Genomic DNA, 17836 nt, shown 5'->3' on the forward strand with positions numbered 1-17836 from the left:
TGCTGCTACAGCTGAAACCGGCTTTCGGGATCTTCAAAATAATTCACCAGCAGTGCCACAACATAACTATAACTTTTCATCCCTTCTGCCTGGTTATTGGCGATGAGATAGCGGTTATAGATTACCTGGAACATCGGCTCAAAAGGATTTTGATGGTCTATCCAGAATTCCTGTACTTCCCTGTAATTGGCAAGAATTCCGGGATGTATGGTTTCCATAATCTTTTCGGCTTTGTCTTTGTCCCTGCGGTACAATTCATTCAGGCAATAGCTAAGGGCAAAAGTAAAGCCGGAATACTTAAAGTAAGGATCGGGATGGTTCATCGTGGCAAGACAGGCGATAAAATTGGCTTCATTTTCTTTGGCAAACCCCAGCTGATGCCCAATTTCATGACTTGCCGTAGTCGGGATTTTATACGGAACAATAATAGTGTTTACCTGGGCTTCATTGGTTAGCGGATTAAGATAACCATTAAAGCCCATATAGGAAAGCGGAATACTATACAGGGAACGTTTCAGGCTCTCCCCTTCATAGATAAGTTCGGGAAACTCATTGCTGATGTTCGTATAGCCTTCAATAGTAATGTTGAAAAGTTCATTTTTATCATATGGCATATCAATTTTCACCGAATCATTTTCAGCAAGTTCAGAATGAATTGAATTTGATCTGGAAATAAGGCTTTCGGTAAGCTTTATTAACTCCTCGGTAGAATATTCATTTTCTATGCCCAGCGACTGGTGCAAAGGCAGCCGGTAATAATTGTATCCCCAGAAAATATTGAAACAGGCGTAAATAATAGATAATGTGGCTAACGCCTCTAAAAGCCATTTCTTCGGATTTTTAAAGCGTTGCCTGATTCTAATTATCAACCATCTTATCAATAAAATTATCAGAAAGGCATAGAGAAAATCGCCTAGCGAAAATGGTAAAATTCCGAGGCTCATTCTCATAATCCGGGAAATTTCAGGATAGAGGATTTTGCTGTACCAGGTTTCTACGAACCGGGGGTAATTTGCTATAATTTTTATAAATATGATCTGCAGTGGCAGAAGTAACGCCAGGATAATTAAGGATTTTCTCTTCACAAGCCTAAAATACAATTAAATATTCGCTTCAAATTTTCGAACTTAGTCAATTACCAATACATTTGTGAATATACCAAAATATAAGACAATGAATGAAGAAATAAGAGCGCTGGAGCCTAAAGAATTATGGAATAATTTCGCCGATTTAAATGAAGTTCCCAGAGCCTCGAAAAAAGAGGAACGGGTTATTGAATTTATGAAAAATTTCGGCAATAAACTTGATCTTGAAACTTTGGTAGATGATACCGGAAATGTGGTGATAAGGAAACCAGCCACTGCCGGAATGGAGGACAGGAAGCCTGTAGTGATGCAGTCTCACCTCGATATGGTACATCAGAAAAATAACGACACAAAATTTGATTTTGAGACCCGGGGAATAGAAATGTACGTAGATGAAGACTGGGTGCGGGCAAAAGGTACCACTTTGGGTGCCGATAATGGGCTTGGAGTGGCCACGATCATGGCCATTCTTGAAAGTAAGGAAATTGAACACCCCGCTTTAGAGGCGCTTTTTACAGTAGATGAAGAAACGGGAATGACCGGAGCCAAAGGACTGGATCCTAACATTCTAAAGGGTGATATTTTGCTTAATCTTGATACTGAAGAAGATGATGAAATAGGAATAGGATGTGCCGGGGGAGTGGATATTACTGCCATTCGCGAATATGAAGAAGAGCATACTCCCGAGAATTCCATTGGCTATCTCATTAAAGTAACAGGATTAAAAGGCGGGCATTCTGGAATGGATATTATCAAAGGCCTTGGGAATGCCAATAAATTGCTCACCCGTGTTTTATACGATTCTTACAGGGACTACGGCCTTAGACTTTCCAGGTTTAACGGGGGCGGATTACGCAATGCTATTCCGCGGGAAAGTGAAGCACTGGCGGTAGTTGACAAAGCAGATATGGAAACTTTCCTTACTGAAAATATGATCCATATAGATGAGATAAAAGCTGAATATAAGAATATTGAGCCTAATCTTGATATTAGTATTTCTGAAGCCGATGTACCGGAAAACGTTATGAAGGTGGAAGACCAGCAGGATTTCTTAAAGGCAGTTTCCGCTGCGCATAACGGCGTTTACAGAATGAGTCCAGATATTGATGGCCTTGTGGAAACTTCTAATAATATTGCCAATATTGTAGCCAATGACGGAAGAATAGAAATTAACTGTCTTACCCGTTCTTCAGTTGAATCTTCCCGGGAAGATTTGGCCAATAATCTTGAGGCAGCTTTTGAGCTTGCCGGCTTTAAAGTTAAATTTTCCGGGGAATATCCCGGCTGGAAACCAAATCGTGATTCTGCTATTCTGAAGGTTGTAGATGAAATCTACCAAAAGTTGAATAATGAAAAGGCTGATGTTGCTGCCTGCCATGCGGGGCTGGAATGTGGAATTATTGGTAGCCATTATCCTGAAATGGATATGATTTCCTTTGGGCCCACCATAAGGGGTGCACATTCTCCCGATGAAAGAGCGAGTATTTCTTCAGCAAAAAAATACTGGAAGTTTGTTCAGGAAATCCTTAAGAATATTCCGAAGAAATAATTCACCGGAGATTTTAATTCAGAATTAAAAAAGAAAAAGCCCGCAGTCGCGGGCTTTCTTAGTTTGATATACTTCAGGCTTATTGTTGTTGCTCCTGAATATCAGTTAGTTTTATACGAAATACAAGATCGGTATTTGGAGGAATCGGGCCTCTGCCGCGTTCTCCGTAAGCCAAATGACTTGGAATAAATACCACTGCTTCGTCTCCAACCTGCATTTCTTCCAGCGCCTGATTAAATCCGGGGATCATAGGAGCATCAGGACCATAGGGAATATACATTGGGGCATATCCGTTTTGGGCAGCACGCTGCTCATTAAAAACTCCTGTTTCCCTGGCAACTTCTTCTACATTGGTATCAAAAATGCCACCATCAGCGTAATAACCTTCATATAAGACACCAACTTTCTGACCGTTTTCAGGTTTTGGGCCTTCTCCTTTTTCTTCAAAGAACATTTTTATTCCGCTGTCAAGGGAATCAGCTTTTTGCTCAATTTCCTGCAGTTGTTGTGCAGTTTCTGCTTTGGCTTCCTCCATTCTTCTACTAGCTTCCTCTTCTTCAGCTTTAATATTCGCCAGTTCAGTCTCAAAAGTTTCCGGTGCATCAAAATTTTTGGCTCCGCTTCCTTTTCTAACAATATTAACGGTATTAATAGTAATATCTTCAACAGGCTTGTCCCGCTGGCCGGTTTCAACTTTTCCAATAGCATCTACCACGTCAAGGCCTTTTACCACTTTTCCAAAGACTGTATGCCGGTCATTAAGGTTAGGAGTAGGGGCAAGAGTGATAAAAAACTGGCTTCCGTTGGTGCCGGGACCTGCATTGGCCATAGAAAGAATTCCTTTGGTATCATGGCGAAGGCTGTCATTAAACTCATCCGGAAAACGGTAGCCGGGACCGCCGGAACCTGTTCCTGTTGGATCACCACCCTGGATCACAAAACCATCTATCACACGATGGAAAATAATCCCATCATAAAAAGGTTTTCCCTGGTAAGTACTGTCTACCATCGGATTGGAACCTTCAGCCAAAGAGACAAAACTTGCCACTGTTACAGGCGTTTGCTCATAATAAAGTTCAGCTACAATAGGTCCTTTAGACGTTTTAAATTCTGCGTAAAGCCCGTCTTCAAGATCGGGATATTCTTCGTTACAGGCGATAAAGGAAAGTGCTATCGCGAATAAAAATAAGATACTCGTTTTTTTCATTTTCTAATTATTGGATTCATTATTGGTTTCAGTATTTATAGAATGCAAAGTAACTTTTGCAGTAATGGGCACATTGGTGCCAATTTTAGCTTTATCTCCATAATAGCCAAAGGCTTTATATGAAGGAAAAAGAAAAGTAACTGTTTCACCTTCCTTCATCAGTTTAAGTCCTTCTCTGAGTCCGCTGAAAAGTTTTTCCTGGTCTACGGCATATTCTTTTGTAGGTTTTTCTCCTTCAGCATAAATAGGCTGGCCGTCCAGAGTGGAAATATTGTAATCAAAAACAACAATATCACCAAATTCAGGCATTTCGGTATTAATGGAATCGGTGTTTTTTTGATTGTAAAAATACCAGAAGCCGCTGTTGGAAGCAATGTAATTACGAGTACTGTCCTGTTCTATGATTTCCTGAATATAAGCCTCTTCCTGTGAAAGCAGCTGTTTATTTCTTTGTACCGATTGATCTATATAAGAACCTGAATTCTGGGTAACAGGGTAACGTGCTTCCGGGGGCTTACAGGAAACCACTGCTAAAAATAGGATGATTAAAATCCTGAATTTCATAGGGATAAATCGTTTTTATATTCCGGCAGGATTCTATTGAATTGTACTACCGTATCATTAAGGGAGCAATCACTTTTTCCTCCCGCGGCATTAATATGCCCACCGCCATTAAAATGTTTTCTGGCAAAATCGTTTACTGAGAAATCACCTTTGGACCGGAACGATATTTTTATAATATTCTCTGCCTTATTTTCTATAAAAATTGTAGCAAAAATTATTCCAGCCAGCGAAAGGCCATAGTTTACGAAACCTTCAGTATCTCCTTTTTTAAAGTTATGGCGGTCCAGTTCCTCCTGGGAGAGGGTGATATAAGCAGTTCTATATTGCTGGATTACTCTTAGATTCTGAAGTGCGGTTCCTAAAAGTTGCAGCCCATTTTCAGAATTAGTATCAAAGACCTTATTATGAATAGTAGAATTATCGGCTCCTTTTTCTATGAGATCTGCCACAACCCGGTGAGTTTCACTGGTGGTGGAAGTAAAGCGGAAGGATCCTGTATCTGTCATTATACCGGTGTAAAGACAGGTGGCAATTTCAGGAGTTATTTTTTTTACTGCCCTTAGTTTTTCAATAAAATGATAAACCATCTGGCATGTGGAGCTCATTTCCGCATCGCTATAGGTATAATCGGCATAAGTGGCAGGTTCCTGATGATGGTCAATCATGATGAAAACTGCTTCAGATTTCTCCAAAGGTTCCTCCATTAGGCCCGATCTTGATAGGGTATTAAAATCTAAGGTGAAAATTATTTCAGCCTCATCTATAAGTTCATCGGCAATCTGCTTATTGTTTTCATAAATAAGAACTTCTTCATTTCCCGGAAGCCATTTCAAAAAGTGTGGATAATCATTGGGCGCGATCACTTTTACATTATGTTCTTTTTCTTTCAAAAAATGCCATAGCGCAAGCGTGGAACCCATTGCATCGCCATCGGGGCCTTTATGCGGAACTATTACAATGTTTTTGGCCCGTGAAAGTTCTGCGGTGATTTCTAAAATATTTTTTTCTATCATACTACGGGTAAAGATACAATTTATTAGGTTTTTGCTAATAAACGAGCTTCCATTTTTAGTTTGCCGCAAAGCAACAAAAAATGTAATAGTAATTCTCCTTTTTTCTGACTTTTTCTGTGTTAGGAATGAGGTGTTTAGCGGTAATTTTTAACTTTTTATCTATAATTAAGATTCAAAATCATATAAAATTCCAATCCACTTGTAATTGGGGCGGAATTCTTTATTTTTGCACAAAATTTAAAAAATATATAATGGCAGGAAATAAAACATTCACCATGCTAAAACCAGATGCTGTTGAAAACGGTTACACTGGGGCAATTTTGGAACAAATTACCGCTTCAGGTTTTAGAATAGTGGCGATGAAGCTTACACAGATGACCAAGGCTGATGCCGAAAAGTTTTATGATATCCATAAGGAGCGTCCCTTCTTTGGAGAACTGGTAGAATTTATGACCCGCGGACCTATTGTTGCGGCTATTCTTGAAAAGGAAAATGCTGTTGAAGATTTCAGGACGCTTATAGGAGCTACAAATCCTGAAGAAGCTGCTGAAGGAACCATCAGAAAGAAATATGCAACTTCTATTGGTGAGAATGCTGTGCATGGAAGTGATAGTGATGAAAATGCCGGGATTGAAGGTTCATTTCATTTTGCCGGAAGGGAAATATTTTAATCTCAGTAAGGTTTAATTTTCCAAGGCTCACCTTGAAAGTTTGAAGTCGTTTTTCGATTTATACCTCATGAGCTTCTTCGGGATTTTTGATATAACCGCCGAAAGTTACACGTAGAGGCTGTTTAAGAAGTTCTATTTTGTCAGGCTGAATATTGATCTCAGGATTGGAATTCAGACGAAGCTGAAAAAATTTCGGCTGGACATTATAACATTAACTTTTTAAACAGCTTCTTTTTTATCCCGATTTTAAAAGTTGTCTTTCTTTCAGTTATTTTTGAGCATCACCGGTCATTGGTACAAAATTTACGAGCAAAAGAGTTTTTTCTCTAAAGGTGTTTTTTCCCTCCCGGGTTATTATTACCAGTTCCTGAGACTTTCGGCCTACGGGAGCCAGAAGCCGCCCACCAATTTTTAGCTGTTCTTTTAAGGTCTCCGGTACTTCAGGTGGGGCTGCGGTAAGAACAATGGCATCAAAAGGGGCTTTTTCAGGCCAGCCTGTATAACCATCAGCATTTCGGGTGTGGACATTTTTTATGCCGGTATTATTGAGATTTTCAACGGCATACTCATGCAGCCAGTCAACAATTTCTATACTGTAGACTTCTTTTGCAAGTTGGGAAAGCACAGCGGCATTGTAACCACAGCCTGTGCCAATTTCCAGGACAGTTTCCTCAGGTTGCAGTTGCAGGTGCTGCGCCATGTAACCAACAATGTACGGCTGACTAATAGTTTGTCCTTTCCCAATAGGCAGTGGACTATCATCATATGCCTTATGTTTCATGTCGTCAGGAATATAATGGACCCTGTCTACTTCCTGCATGGCACGGAGGACCCTGTGGTTATTTATTCCTCTTTTCTCCAGTTGAAGGCTAATCATTTCCTCTTTTGATGTATTCATCTCTTTCGGGTTTTAGAAAAGGGAGTACTAAATATAAAAAATATAAACTGCTCAACCTGAATAGTACAGTGAACTTCTGATAAAAAGAAGCAGGCTATCCTAATGATAATATTTTTATTTTTGTCTACAGTCTACCTCAGTACCAACTTTTTTACCAATTCCCGTCCAAGTTCCTCATTTAGCATTTTAATTATTTTATCTTTTCCATAGCTTAATTCCTCGCGAAGAACAGAAGAGCTTAGTTGCACATATAGCGTGGAACCTTCAAGTTTAATAGCAGTAGTATATTTTTGAATAGCGGGACCCATTTGCTCATTCCATACCTCTCTTACCGTAACCTTATCCAGGCCTTTTTGTAATTTATTATGGTCTACAAACTCCTTCAGTACATCTCCTATACTCATATTTTCACTATTCCTCTTTTTCATCTGCTGTTACGTCTATGGGTTCATATTTGTTATAATGGTAAATCACCCCATTGGCATTTATAAGGCTTAGTTTACCGGCTTCTGCAGTTATTACTGTTTCTTTCCAGGAAGAATATGGTGTTTTATAATACAACCTTAAGCTGTCATTTTCTGTTTTAGCTGTAATTTCTTCTGTTTGTCCGGCATTGGTAAAAGAGCCGTCAAAATGTGGTTGCACCTTTTTTCTGAAACCTCTCTTATCCTTCAGGTGAAGGAAATCCACATAAGGGCTCATGCTATAATCTTTAACGGAGTCTTCTGAAAATTCCACCCGGTCAATTTCCCAATATCCATTAAGGTGCTTAAGCTGCGCTCCAGGATTGGGTTTTTCACAGCTTAATAAGATAATAGCCGGAAGAAATATTAAAAGAAAATTTTTCACAATTTAAAGATTTTATAGGACTGATTACTTTCCTTCACCACCTTTTCAGTTCTCTCTGCATGGGTATCACTTATGAAAATTTGCCCCAATTCGTTAGTGGCCACCAGTGCTACAATATGTCCTACACGCTGTTCATCGAGCTTGTCAAAAATATCGTCCAGTAACAAAACAGGGGTGACCTTGCTAATTTCTTTTATAAAATCGAACTGGGCCAGTTTTAGAGCAACTAAAAATGATTTTTGCTGTCCCTGGGAGCCAAATTTTTTGATGGGATGGCCTTCAATTTCAAAGTTGAGGTCATCTTTATGAATGCCCACACCGGTATATTGCAGTGCCATATCTTTTTGCAGGTTTTCTTCCAGCAGGTCCTTCAGGTCATTATCAAATAACTGACTTTTATAGGAAATATTAACCGGCTCCTTATTATTAGTAATATCGCCGTAGCGTTTGTTGAATATCGGAATAAATTCCGCTAGAAATTTTTTGCGTTTTTCAAATAACTCCTGCCCGAGTTCAGCTAATTGCATGTTATAAACTTCCAGCGTATCACGGTCAAAAGAATTATTAGCAGCAAAATATTTCAGTAAAGAATTACGCTGCGAAACAAGCTTACCATATTGCAGAAGGTAATTAAGGTAAACATTATCACTCTGCGAAATTACGCCATCAATAAATTTACGCCGTGTTTCACTTCCTTCCACAATTAAATCACGGTCTGCAGGAGAAATAATAACGGTAGGGATAAAGCCTATATGTTCGCTGAATTTCTCGTAAGGTTTATTATTCCTTTTAATAACTTTTTTCTGGCCGCGTTTGGCACTTACCAGTATATGTTCTTCTTTTTGGTTCTTTTCAAACTCCCCTTCAACAACAAAAAAATCAGAATCGTGATTAATATTCTGGCTGGTAATAGGGTTAAAATAGCTTTTTCCGAAGGATAAATGATATATACTGTCCAGAACGTTAGTCTTCCCAACTCCGTTATGTCCCACAAGGCAATTGATTTTTGAATCAAACTGAAATGTTTCTGATTCCAGGTTTTTATAATTGAGCAAGGAGAGTTGTTTTAAAAACATAAATTACTGATAATCAACATATAAAAAGTTACTAATTTGGTGTATTCTTCTACTGCGAATGACCCCAAATTATCTAAAAAATACAAATAAATTCTCTTTTAATTTTGAATAAAAATCATATTTTTGCCACGCATAAAATGATTATATGGCAACGTACAAGAAAAAAGGCTATAAACCTTCCAATAAAGAAGAAGAACAAAAACATGTAGAGGAAGAATCTACAACTGCAGAAGTTTTTAACTCTCTTGATGAAGGAGCCGGCAAAACTGAAACATGGGTGGCCGAGAACCAAAAGTACATTTATATTATTGTGGGTTTGGCAGTTATAATAGCTCTGGGTTATCTTGCTTACGAAAACTGGATTCAGGAGCCAAAAGAAGCCGAGGCTGCTAATGAAATGGCTCAGGCACAGGATTATTTTGCAGGAGCTCTTAATACCACCGGTACTCAAAGTGATTCCTTGTACACCATGTCCCTTAACGGAGGTGAAGGAAAATATGGTTTTGTTGATATAATTAATAATTACGGTGGAACCGACGCAGCCAATATTGCCAGTTATCATGCTGGTTTTGCAAGTTTGCGTATAGGAAACTACCAGGACGCTATAAATTATCTGGAAGACTACGACGCTGATGATGAAATAACTTCGGTACTTGCCGTTGGTGGAATAGGAGATGCTTTTATGCAACTGGATCAGCCGGAGGAGGCTTTAGGTTATTATGCTGAAGCTGCAAATATGAAGTCTAATTCTTTTACCACTCCTAAATTTTTACTTAAAGCAGCAATTACGGCCTTGGAATTAGGGCAGGCGGGCCAGGCAGAGGAGTATCTTACTAAACTGAAAGAAGAATATCCTGATACTCCTGAAGCTGAAAGAGTTGCAGTTTATATGGGCCAGGCTCAGGCAATGAAATAAAAAATTATGGCTACTGAAGGAAATAACCTGTCAGAATACGATAAAAATACAATCCCAAACGCGAAAGATTTTCGGTTTGGGATTGTTGTTTCAGAATGGAACGAAGAAATTACCGAAGGACTTTTTAATGGTGCTTTTAGCGCGCTGAAGGAAAACGGGGTGCTGGAAGAAAGAATTGTAAGGTGGGATGTGCCGGGTAGTTTTGAGCTTATCTACGGCTGTAAAAAAATGCAGCAAAGTTATGATATGCTTGATGCTGTTATTGCTATTGGAAGTGTAATTGAAGGAGAAACCAAACATTTTGATTTCGTGTGCCAGGGAGTAACCCAGGGTATTAAAGATTTGAATATTCAAAGTGATATTCCTGTGATTTTTTGTGTATTGACAGACCAAAATAAGCAGCAGGCTATAGACCGCTCCGGTGGGAAGCATGGCAATAAAGGAACTGAAGCTGCCATTGCCGCCATTAAAATGGCTCAGCTGCGTAAAGATGCACGGTTCTGAAAAGTGAAAAAAAGTAAGAGCCAGAAGTACAAAGTTGGAAATTCTGAAAAAGTGGAAAGTGGAGTGTTAAAAAAGTGATGGGTTGTGGGTTGTTACGTTTTAACAGACAACAGACAAACCTTAAACTTTAAAACCTGAACCCTTCAGGAAGCGGCATCATTATTGTTATTTATAAATTGCTCATTCAGGCTTCGGAAAATAGAAGCTTTTTGAGTAAATTTGAAGTACCACTAAAAATCTACATTTTGAGAGTCAACTTCCTAAAAAGTAAAAAAAATGCACGTTATAATTACACACCCAGGTATTATAAGGGGAAAGATACGGGCAATATTTACAGTTTTGATTCCAAATTCAATAAATATAAAGAAGCTACCAATGCAATAGATTTTGGATCACATTGGTCTGAAGCGCGTAAATCCAGCAGGACCCGCGGTAACCGGGAAATCAATAAAAGAGTGGTTTATATTATTTTGATACTTCTGTTTATTTTCCTTTGGATTATAGATTTTGATTTATCCATCTTCTCGAATGCTCAATAAATGAGTGATTTTATTCAACTTTTACCAGATCACGTAGCAAACCAGATCGCCGCGGGAGAAGTGGTGCAACGGCCTGCTTCCGTTATTAAAGAATTACTTGAAAATGCTATAGATGCAGGAGCAGAGCAAATCCAGGTGGTGATAAAAGATGCCGGAAAAACACTTATTCAGGTGGTAGATAACGGCAAGGGAATGAGCCTTACCGATGCAAGAATGAGTTTTGAGCGCCATGCCACCTCTAAAATTAAATCTGCTGAAGATCTCTTCAGTTTAAAAACAAAAGGTTTCAGGGGAGAAGCTCTGGCTTCTATTGCAGCCATTGCACACGTAGAGCTTAAAACAAAACCGGAAGATGAAGAAGTGGGAACCTGCATTAAAATTGAGGGTAGTTCCATTAGTTCCCAGGAACCTTGTGTGACTCCCAAAGGTACTTCCTTATGTGTTAAAAATCTTTTTTATAATATTCCTGCAAGACGTAATTTCCTGAAGTCTGACAATGTGGAAACCCGCCATATCATAGATGAATTTCAGCGTGTTGCTTTGGCACATCCGCATATCAATTTTACACTGCATCATAACGGCAGTGAACTTTTTCAGTTGAATTCCACAAATTACCGACAGCGGATCACTAATATTTTTGGTGGAAAAACCAATGAAAAACTGGTGCCGGTAAATGAGGATACCGAAATTTTAAAAATTTCAGGCTTCGTAGGAAAACCTGAATTTGCCAAACGCAGCAGGGGAGAACAGTTCTTTTTTGTGAATGACAGGTTTATTAAAAGTCCGTATTTAAATCATGCGGTAGTGGCGGCTTTTGAAGGTTTATTAAAGGAGAAAACCTACCCCAGCTATTTTCTTTACCTGGAAGTGGATCCAAAAAGTATTGATATTAATATTCATCCTACCAAAACCGAAATAAAATTTGATGATGAACATGCGCTTTACGCCATGTTGCGAAGTGCCATAAAGCATAGTTTGGGGCAATTTAATGTAGCACCGGTACTGGATTTTGAACGTGATTCTGGCTTGGATACACCGTATGCTTATAAAGATAAAGGTGCTGACATCCCGAAGGTGGAAGTGGACCGTGGTTTTAATCCCTTTAAAAATGAAGGTGTTGATGCCGATTACAGGCCGGGAAGTTCTTTAAAAAAAGAAACAACGGCCGGTTGGGAAAGTCTTTATACAGGAACATCTTCTGAAGAAATAGAGTCTGCTGCGGGATCACACATGGAATTTGAAAGTGAGGAGGTAACAGGAAGTTTATTTGAGAATTCTGAAGGAAAATCTGAAAATACCACATTTCAGCTACATAAAAAATTTATTGTAAGTACCCTGAAAAGTGGAATTTTGGTCATTGATCAAAATCGGGCCCACAGCAGGATACTTTATGAAGAATTACTGAAAAATATAACAATTTCAGCAGCGGTGAGTCAGCAATTATTATTTCCTTTGAAACTTCAGTTCAATGCGCACGAGGTGGAAATGCTAAAGCAGATAAGGGAATCGCTGGAACAAACCGGGTTTATTTTTTCAGAAATATCAAAAGATGCCGTAGAAATTACCGGTATTCCCACTCTTATTTCCGAAAGTGAAGTGGAAATGCTACTGGAGCAATTATTATCTGATCTTGAGAATGATGTTCCAGATAATGGGTTTTCGCAAACTGATTTGCTTTCCAGATCCCTGGCAAAAAGCATGTCGGTAAAGTCGGGAACGGTTTTGAACGGCAGTGAACAACAACATATTGTTAACCGGCTTTTTGCCTGTAAAGAACCTGGTCTTACACCATTTAATAAATCTATTTTTATTACGTTAACGGTGGAAGAACTTGAGAAAAAATTTACTTAAATGGGAAGAATTACCGAAACGGTAAAAGTTTTACTGATAGCTAATATTTTGTTTTTTGTTGGCAGTCAGTTTTTGGGAGAATATGCTTATCAGCTATTTGCCCTTTGGTTTCCGGAAAATGAAAATTTTTATTTCTGGCAATTAATTACGCACATGTTTATGCACGGCGGATTTTCACATATTCTCTTTAATATGTTCGCGCTGTACATTTTTGGAAGCCTCCTGGAGCAGTCTATAGGGCAGCAAAGATTTTTGTTCCTTTATTTTTCAGCAGGGCTTGGAGCTGCGGGATTGCAGATTTTATTTAGTTATTTCAGTTTTAATTCGGCTTACCAGGCTTATTTGGATGCAGGATTCAGCCCAAATGAAATTCAGGGATTTTTAAATGAAGTTGTGGCTTCCGGCCGGTATAACTTCTATAATAATGTGCCTCAGGATGCAACAGAAACCTTAATTAACAGCTATGTAACTCCTATGGTAGGAGCTTCAGGGGCTGTATTTGGAGTGATGGCGGCCATAGCACTAATTTATCCAAATTTGCCGCTTTACCTCATGTTTATTCCTATCCCAATTAAAGCTAAATATTTTATTGGAGGGTATTTCCTTCTTAACGTATATTCGGCAATAACAGGGGCAAATATCCTGGGTCCTTCAAATACGGCTTACTGGGCCCATATTGGGGGAGCAATAATTGGTTTTTTAATGATGTGGTACTGGAAAAAGAATCAGTTTAACCAAAACAGGTGGTATTAAATGCGAACATCTGACAGATTAAGATATAAAATTCAAACAGCTACGGTTACAGAAAAGCTTATTGCTATAAATGTACTCGTATTTGTGCTGTTTTTTCTGTTTCGTACCATAGCTTATTTATTTCAACTGCCTTCTGATTTTTTATTGCAGTGGTTTGTCTTTCCGAAGGAACTGAGCGAATTTATAATTAAGCCATGGTCAATTATTACCTATTCCTTTCTGCATGGCGGTATTTGGCATATTCTGGGCAATATGCTTATTCTCTATTATGCCGGAATCTATTTTCTGAATTATTTTTCCCAAAAGCGCCTGTTAAATTATTATTTTCTCGGGGTTATTGTTGGAGCACTGGTATACATGCTTAGTTACAACCTATTTCCCGCTTTTCAGGGAATGGGTAGTTCTTATCTAATTGGTGCTTCAGCTGGCGTCATGGCGGTGTTAATTGGTATCGCCACACATATTCCAGATATGAAGGTGCGTTTGCTTATTCTGGGTAGTATAAAATTCTGGTGGATTGCAGCTTTCCTTGTGGCTGTTGATGTAATCCAGATCCCTATGGGAAATGCCGGCGGCCATCTGGCGCATATAGGGGGCGCAGCACTCGGATATATTTATACCAAACAACTGCAACAGGGCAATGATATTGGAAGCTGGTTTGAAAAAATTATGGACGGCATTGCTACTATTTTTAAACCGAGGGAAAGAAAGGCAAAAATGAAAACTGTGCACCGTGACAGTAAGAAGAAAACTGCACGCCCTTCTTCTAATTCCGGAAATATGCGCGGGAGCATGAATAAAGATGAAAAACAGAAAAAGGTTGATGCTATTCTGGATAAAATAAGCAAAAGCGGATATGATAGTTTGAATAAAGCAGAAAAGGATTTTCTTTTTCAGGCAGGTAAAGATGATTAAATGAAGAATTTAAACTGGTTTGATAAATTCTTTTTTTTTCTGAATTCGCTCTTCGCAGCAGCGCTCCTGTTTTCCTATTTATTACCTTATATCCCGCCGCTTAAGTTTTCCCTGCTTTCAGTTTTAAGCCTCGGGGTTCCACTGCTTATCCTTATTAATATAGCTTTTTTAATTTACTGGCTAATAAGGTTCAAAAAACAATTCTTACTGCCCTTTATTGTATTGCTGCTTGGTTATAATCATGTAACTTCAGTATATGAAATTAATCCTTTAGAAGAAGGGGAACAGCCTTCTGATGATAACCTTAAGGTGCTAAGCTATAATGTTAAACATTTCAGTCAGTACTTGAGCAGCACCGAGGAAAGGGAGAATATTCCCAGGCAGATCACCACTTTTATTGAGGAGCAGAATCCCGATATTGTGTCTATGCAGGAATATTACAACGGAGAAGTGGAGGTGGCCAGCCAGTTTCCTTACAAATATATTAAGCTGAAAACTCAAAGTGCCGAATTTGGCCTGGCCATACTTTCAAAATATCCAATCATAAATACCTATTCCATGGATTTTGATTCCAAAAGTAACAATAACGGCGTCTATGCAGATATTGTAGTGGGAAAGGATACTCTTCGGGTTATAAATATACACCTGCAATCCTTTAGTGAAAAGCCTGATCTGGGCAATATTGAGCGGGAGAGCTCTAAACGGGTCTGGCTGGGCATGGGCCAAACTTTTGCCATACAGCAGGTGCAGGTTGAAAAGGTTTTGGAAGTAATTAAAAATACTCCCTACAAAGTGGTTGTAATGGGCGATTTTAATAATACAGCCTATTCTTATATTTATAGGGAATTAAAGTCTGAAGGCTTTGGCTTAAATGATGCTTATAAGGAAGCCGGTAATGGTTTTGGAAGAACTTTTGACTTCGATTACTTTCCGCTGCGGATAGATTTTATTCTTCCCGATGAAAGTATTGAAGTGGAATCTTTTGGGACTATGGAAGTTTTTTATTCAGATCACTTTCCCATTAAAGCCACCCTGAATCTTTCTCCTGAAAGTAGTGAATAGTGAAGAGTTGAAAAAATTATCTATTATCATTTTCATTACTGCCTTATTAAAATTCAGAATTGATAATTTAAAATAACTGCTAAAACCTCCGGAAAGAACTTACTTACGGTTTAAAACTTACGGCAAAAACTGAGATTTAAGATATTCCAGACTGTTTGGCCCTTCATTAAACAGTAAATCCAGAATAGACAAATTCGGGATGAAACCATGTTTTGGCTCAAACACCTGTGCATATCTCCTGTTGCTGAATTGTTCTTTTGATTTTGCATCAACAAGATGTCGGTAATCTTCTATATCCTTCGGTTTCAGAATATATTCTGAAGTTTTGCTGAAAGGAATATCAATCTGCAGGCAATCCGTTACAAATTGCATGCAGGAGTAATTGAATTCCATTAAATATTTGTACTTCTTATGATAAAGCGGATGGAGTTCATCTTCATAAAATTCAAAGAAAGGCGAGGTCTGGTATGAAGCTTTTAAAGCACGCCAATGCTGTTTTTGCCATTCGAATTCATTCTCTATTAAAACATCCTTATATTTCTGATGGCCATTTGTGGAAATGCCTAAAGCTGAAGCATGTTTTATGGGAATATTAAGCAGTAACTTTCCATTTGCATCATAAATGTACATCCTGTTTCTGTACGTCTGCTTTTGATAATTATCTTCATTTTCAAAAATAATTTTTTCCGCATGAAGCATTTGAACATAATGGGAAACCGGCCCAAAATATAAAGGATGTAAAAGAATTTTACTCATGCAGCGTTAAGAATTTCTTCTTTTTTTGAAATAATTGAAAGCGATAAGCACCACCACGATCATCAATGCATATGGAAGATAAGAAACAGGAGTACCCTGGCCGCGCACAGTGGTAAATAGCCTGTCCCACCGGATCTTGTTCATAATTCCGTTTGCATTGGAATCCCAGCTAAACCAGATAAATACAGGTTTTCCCACCACATGGTTTTCAGGAACAAAGCCCCAGAAGCGGCTGTCTTCACTGTTGTTTCGGTTGTCACCCATCATCCAGTAATAATTCTGCTTAAAGGTATATGAATTAATTTCTTCCCCATTTAACAACACGCGATTTCCGTTGAGTGTAAATACATTATCCACTCCTAATTCACTGCCTTCGTAGGTTTCAATTATTCTCCGGTAAAATGGCAGAGATTGCTGGTCTATAGGTACGGTAACTCCTTCCCTTGGTATATATACCGCTCCAAAATTGTCAGCATTCCAGTTTACTTTATTGTTATTGGGAAAAATATTAGAGAGTTTTACTCCTGCGGAATCAATCCTGCGCTGAATGGATGCTACATTTGGATGATTCTGTAAGCGCTGATAGGCTTCATCTGTAAGTGACTGGATAAAGAATTCGTTTGTATTGGGATTATAGCCGTAGCCATCGGTAATCCCCAATTCCTGTATCATATATTGGGAACTAAAGCCCTGTCCTTTGGTGTATCCGGAATAAGAATGCTGGACTTTAGCGCGCATGGGTAATGCCAGTGGTTCTCCATTAATATGAACTTTGCCATCTATAATACTTAAAGAATCCCCGGGAATTCCAACCGCACGCTTTACATAATTGGATTTTTTATCTATAGGCTTGTAATAATATTTCCCATCTCCCCATTGCTGAAAAGCATTTACAGTATCTACCGGCCAGTTAAAAACAACAATATCATTCCGATCAATTTTTTCAAATCCAGGAAAGCGGGTATATGGGATTTGCGGTTCACTTAGGTAAGATTTTACTCCCAAAACCGGAATAGTATCGTGAACCATTGGGAAAGCCACTGCAGTCATTGGCAGACGTGCACCATAATGGAATTTACTTACAAAGAGAAAATCCCCCACCAGCAACGTCTTTTCCAAAGAAGAAGTGGGAATGGTAAAGGGTTGCATAATGTAAGTATGAACAATGGTGGCCGCAATTACCGCAAATAAAATAGAACTAACCCATTCTCCAACTTCTGTACGTGGTTTCAGGCTCCTGTCTTCAATATAATTAACGTCTAACGCATAATTTACATAATAGATATAAAAGCCAAGAGTAAGAATTGCCAGCCAGGTATCGGCAGTGGAATGTCTTCCAAAACTCCTGATGGTTTCCACCCAAATTACCGGAAACATGATAAGATTTACAATGGGGATAAAAAGAAGAATAACCCACCACCACGGGCGGTTGATTATCTTCATCAGGATAACCGCATTATATATAGGAATTGCTGCTTCCCAGGTTTGTCTTCCTGCTTTTTTATAAAGTTTCCAGGTGCCAAGGAAATGAATTACCTGTATTACCAGGAAAAACAGAAACCATTCTGTAAATGTCATAATAAATATTGTTTGCTGTTATAGGTAACGCAAAATGCTGAATTGTTACT

General features: G+C 38.7%; 19 protein-coding genes. 9 read left to right on the forward strand and 10 right to left on the reverse strand.

Annotation, left to right across the window (positions count from 1 at the left end; all coding sequences use genetic code 11):
- Window positions 1-5: 5 nt before the first annotated feature.
- Complete coding sequence (locus RM539_RS05830; RefSeq protein ID WP_311502490.1) at window positions 6-1085, reverse strand: DUF3810 domain-containing protein; 1080 nt, start codon at window positions 1083-1085, stop codon at window positions 6-8.
- A gap of 88 nt (window positions 1086-1173) precedes the next feature.
- On the opposite strand from RM539_RS05830, the gene RM539_RS05835 reads away from it, so the two are divergent.
- Complete coding sequence (locus RM539_RS05835) at window positions 1174-2634, forward strand: aminoacyl-histidine dipeptidase (protein WP_311502491.1); 1461 nt, start codon at window positions 1174-1176, stop codon at window positions 2632-2634.
- A 79-nt stretch (window positions 2635-2713) separates the two neighbouring features.
- Here RM539_RS05835 and RM539_RS05840 read toward each other — a convergent pair whose 3' ends face one another.
- From RM539_RS05840 to RM539_RS05850, 3 genes are read right to left on the reverse strand one after another with little or no spacing between them, the layout of a single operon-like run.
- Window positions 2714-3841, reverse strand: coding sequence for a peptidylprolyl isomerase (locus tag RM539_RS05840; protein WP_311502492.1), 1128 nt, complete (start codon window positions 3839-3841; stop codon window positions 2714-2716).
- 3 nt (window positions 3842-3844) lie between these two features.
- On the reverse strand, window positions 3845-4405 hold the full coding sequence (gene gldI, locus RM539_RS05845; protein ID WP_311502493.1) for a gliding motility-associated peptidyl-prolyl isomerase GldI: 561 nt from the start codon (window positions 4403-4405) through the stop codon (window positions 3845-3847).
- Window positions 4402-5418, reverse strand: a complete 1017-nt coding sequence (locus RM539_RS05850) for a DHH family phosphoesterase (RefSeq protein ID WP_311502494.1) — start codon at window positions 5416-5418, stop codon at window positions 4402-4404. Before RM539_RS05850 ends, gldI begins: the two co-directional genes overlap by 4 nt.
- Window positions 5419-5669: 251 nt before the next feature.
- On the opposite strand from RM539_RS05850, the gene RM539_RS05855 reads away from it, so the two are divergent.
- On the forward strand, window positions 5670-6089 hold the full coding sequence (locus RM539_RS05855) for a nucleoside-diphosphate kinase (RefSeq protein WP_311502495.1): 420 nt from the start codon (window positions 5670-5672) through the stop codon (window positions 6087-6089).
- A 268-nt stretch (window positions 6090-6357) separates the two neighbouring features.
- On the opposite strand, the gene RM539_RS05860 is transcribed toward RM539_RS05855, so the two are convergent.
- The 4 genes from RM539_RS05860 to recF form a co-directional block, all read right to left on the reverse strand.
- Entirely contained in the window at window positions 6358-6987 is a 630-nt protein-coding gene (locus RM539_RS05860) for a protein-L-isoaspartate(D-aspartate) O-methyltransferase (protein ID WP_311502496.1), read from the reverse strand.
- 131 nt (window positions 6988-7118) lie between these two features.
- The gene (locus RM539_RS05865) at window positions 7119-7415 is read right to left on the reverse strand and encodes a DciA family protein (RefSeq protein ID WP_311502497.1); all 297 of its coding nucleotides are present in this window, start codon (window positions 7413-7415) and stop codon (window positions 7119-7121) included.
- Window positions 7399-7836: a lipocalin family protein gene (locus RM539_RS05870; RefSeq protein WP_311502498.1), complete on the reverse strand. Its 438-nt coding sequence runs from the start codon at window positions 7834-7836 to the stop codon at window positions 7399-7401. The genes RM539_RS05865 and RM539_RS05870 overlap by 17 nt, the downstream gene beginning before the upstream one ends.
- The gene (gene recF / locus RM539_RS05875) at window positions 7833-8912 is read right to left on the reverse strand and encodes a DNA replication/repair protein RecF (protein ID WP_311502499.1); all 1080 of its coding nucleotides are present in this window, start codon (window positions 8910-8912) and stop codon (window positions 7833-7835) included. The genes RM539_RS05870 and recF overlap by 4 nt, the downstream gene beginning before the upstream one ends.
- 145 nt (window positions 8913-9057) lie before the next feature.
- On the opposite strand from recF, the gene RM539_RS05880 reads away from it, so the two are divergent.
- The 7 genes from RM539_RS05880 to RM539_RS05910 all read left to right on the forward strand — a co-directional run bounded on the left by RM539_RS05880 (window position 9058) and on the right by RM539_RS05910 (window position 15452).
- Complete coding sequence (locus RM539_RS05880) at window positions 9058-9828, forward strand: tetratricopeptide repeat protein (RefSeq protein WP_311502500.1); 771 nt, start codon at window positions 9058-9060, stop codon at window positions 9826-9828.
- A gap of 6 nt (window positions 9829-9834) precedes the next feature.
- Window positions 9835-10332 (forward strand): 6,7-dimethyl-8-ribityllumazine synthase, encoded by a 498-nt coding sequence (ribH, locus tag RM539_RS05885; protein ID WP_311502501.1) that lies wholly within the window; start codon window positions 9835-9837, stop codon window positions 10330-10332.
- Between the two features lie 245 nt (window positions 10333-10577).
- Window positions 10578-10871: a hypothetical protein gene (locus RM539_RS05890; protein WP_432264611.1), complete on the forward strand. Its 294-nt coding sequence runs from the start codon at window positions 10578-10580 to the stop codon at window positions 10869-10871.
- Window positions 10872-12722 (forward strand): DNA mismatch repair endonuclease MutL, encoded by a 1851-nt coding sequence (gene mutL, locus RM539_RS05895; protein WP_311502502.1) that lies wholly within the window; start codon window positions 10872-10874, stop codon window positions 12720-12722.
- Window positions 12723-13475, forward strand: a complete 753-nt coding sequence (locus RM539_RS05900) for a rhomboid family intramembrane serine protease (protein ID WP_311502503.1) — start codon at window positions 12723-12725, stop codon at window positions 13473-13475.
- Complete coding sequence (locus RM539_RS05905; protein ID WP_311502504.1) at window positions 13476-14390, forward strand: rhomboid family intramembrane serine protease; 915 nt, start codon at window positions 13476-13478, stop codon at window positions 14388-14390.
- Complete coding sequence (locus RM539_RS05910) at window positions 14391-15452, forward strand: endonuclease/exonuclease/phosphatase family protein (protein ID WP_311502505.1); 1062 nt, start codon at window positions 14391-14393, stop codon at window positions 15450-15452.
- Between the two features lie 117 nt (window positions 15453-15569).
- Here RM539_RS05910 and RM539_RS05915 read toward each other — a convergent pair whose 3' ends face one another.
- The gene (locus tag RM539_RS05915; protein WP_311502506.1) at window positions 15570-16208 is read right to left on the reverse strand and encodes a WbqC family protein; all 639 of its coding nucleotides are present in this window, start codon (window positions 16206-16208) and stop codon (window positions 15570-15572) included.
- 6 nt (window positions 16209-16214) lie between these two features.
- Complete coding sequence (gene lepB / locus RM539_RS05920) at window positions 16215-17786, reverse strand: signal peptidase I (RefSeq protein ID WP_311502507.1); 1572 nt, start codon at window positions 17784-17786, stop codon at window positions 16215-16217.
- Window positions 17787-17836: the final 50 nt, after the last annotated feature.

This window comes from Autumnicola musiva, from assembly GCF_031846585.1.
GTDB classification, from domain to species: domain Bacteria; phylum Bacteroidota; class Bacteroidia; order Flavobacteriales; family Flavobacteriaceae; genus Autumnicola; species Autumnicola musiva.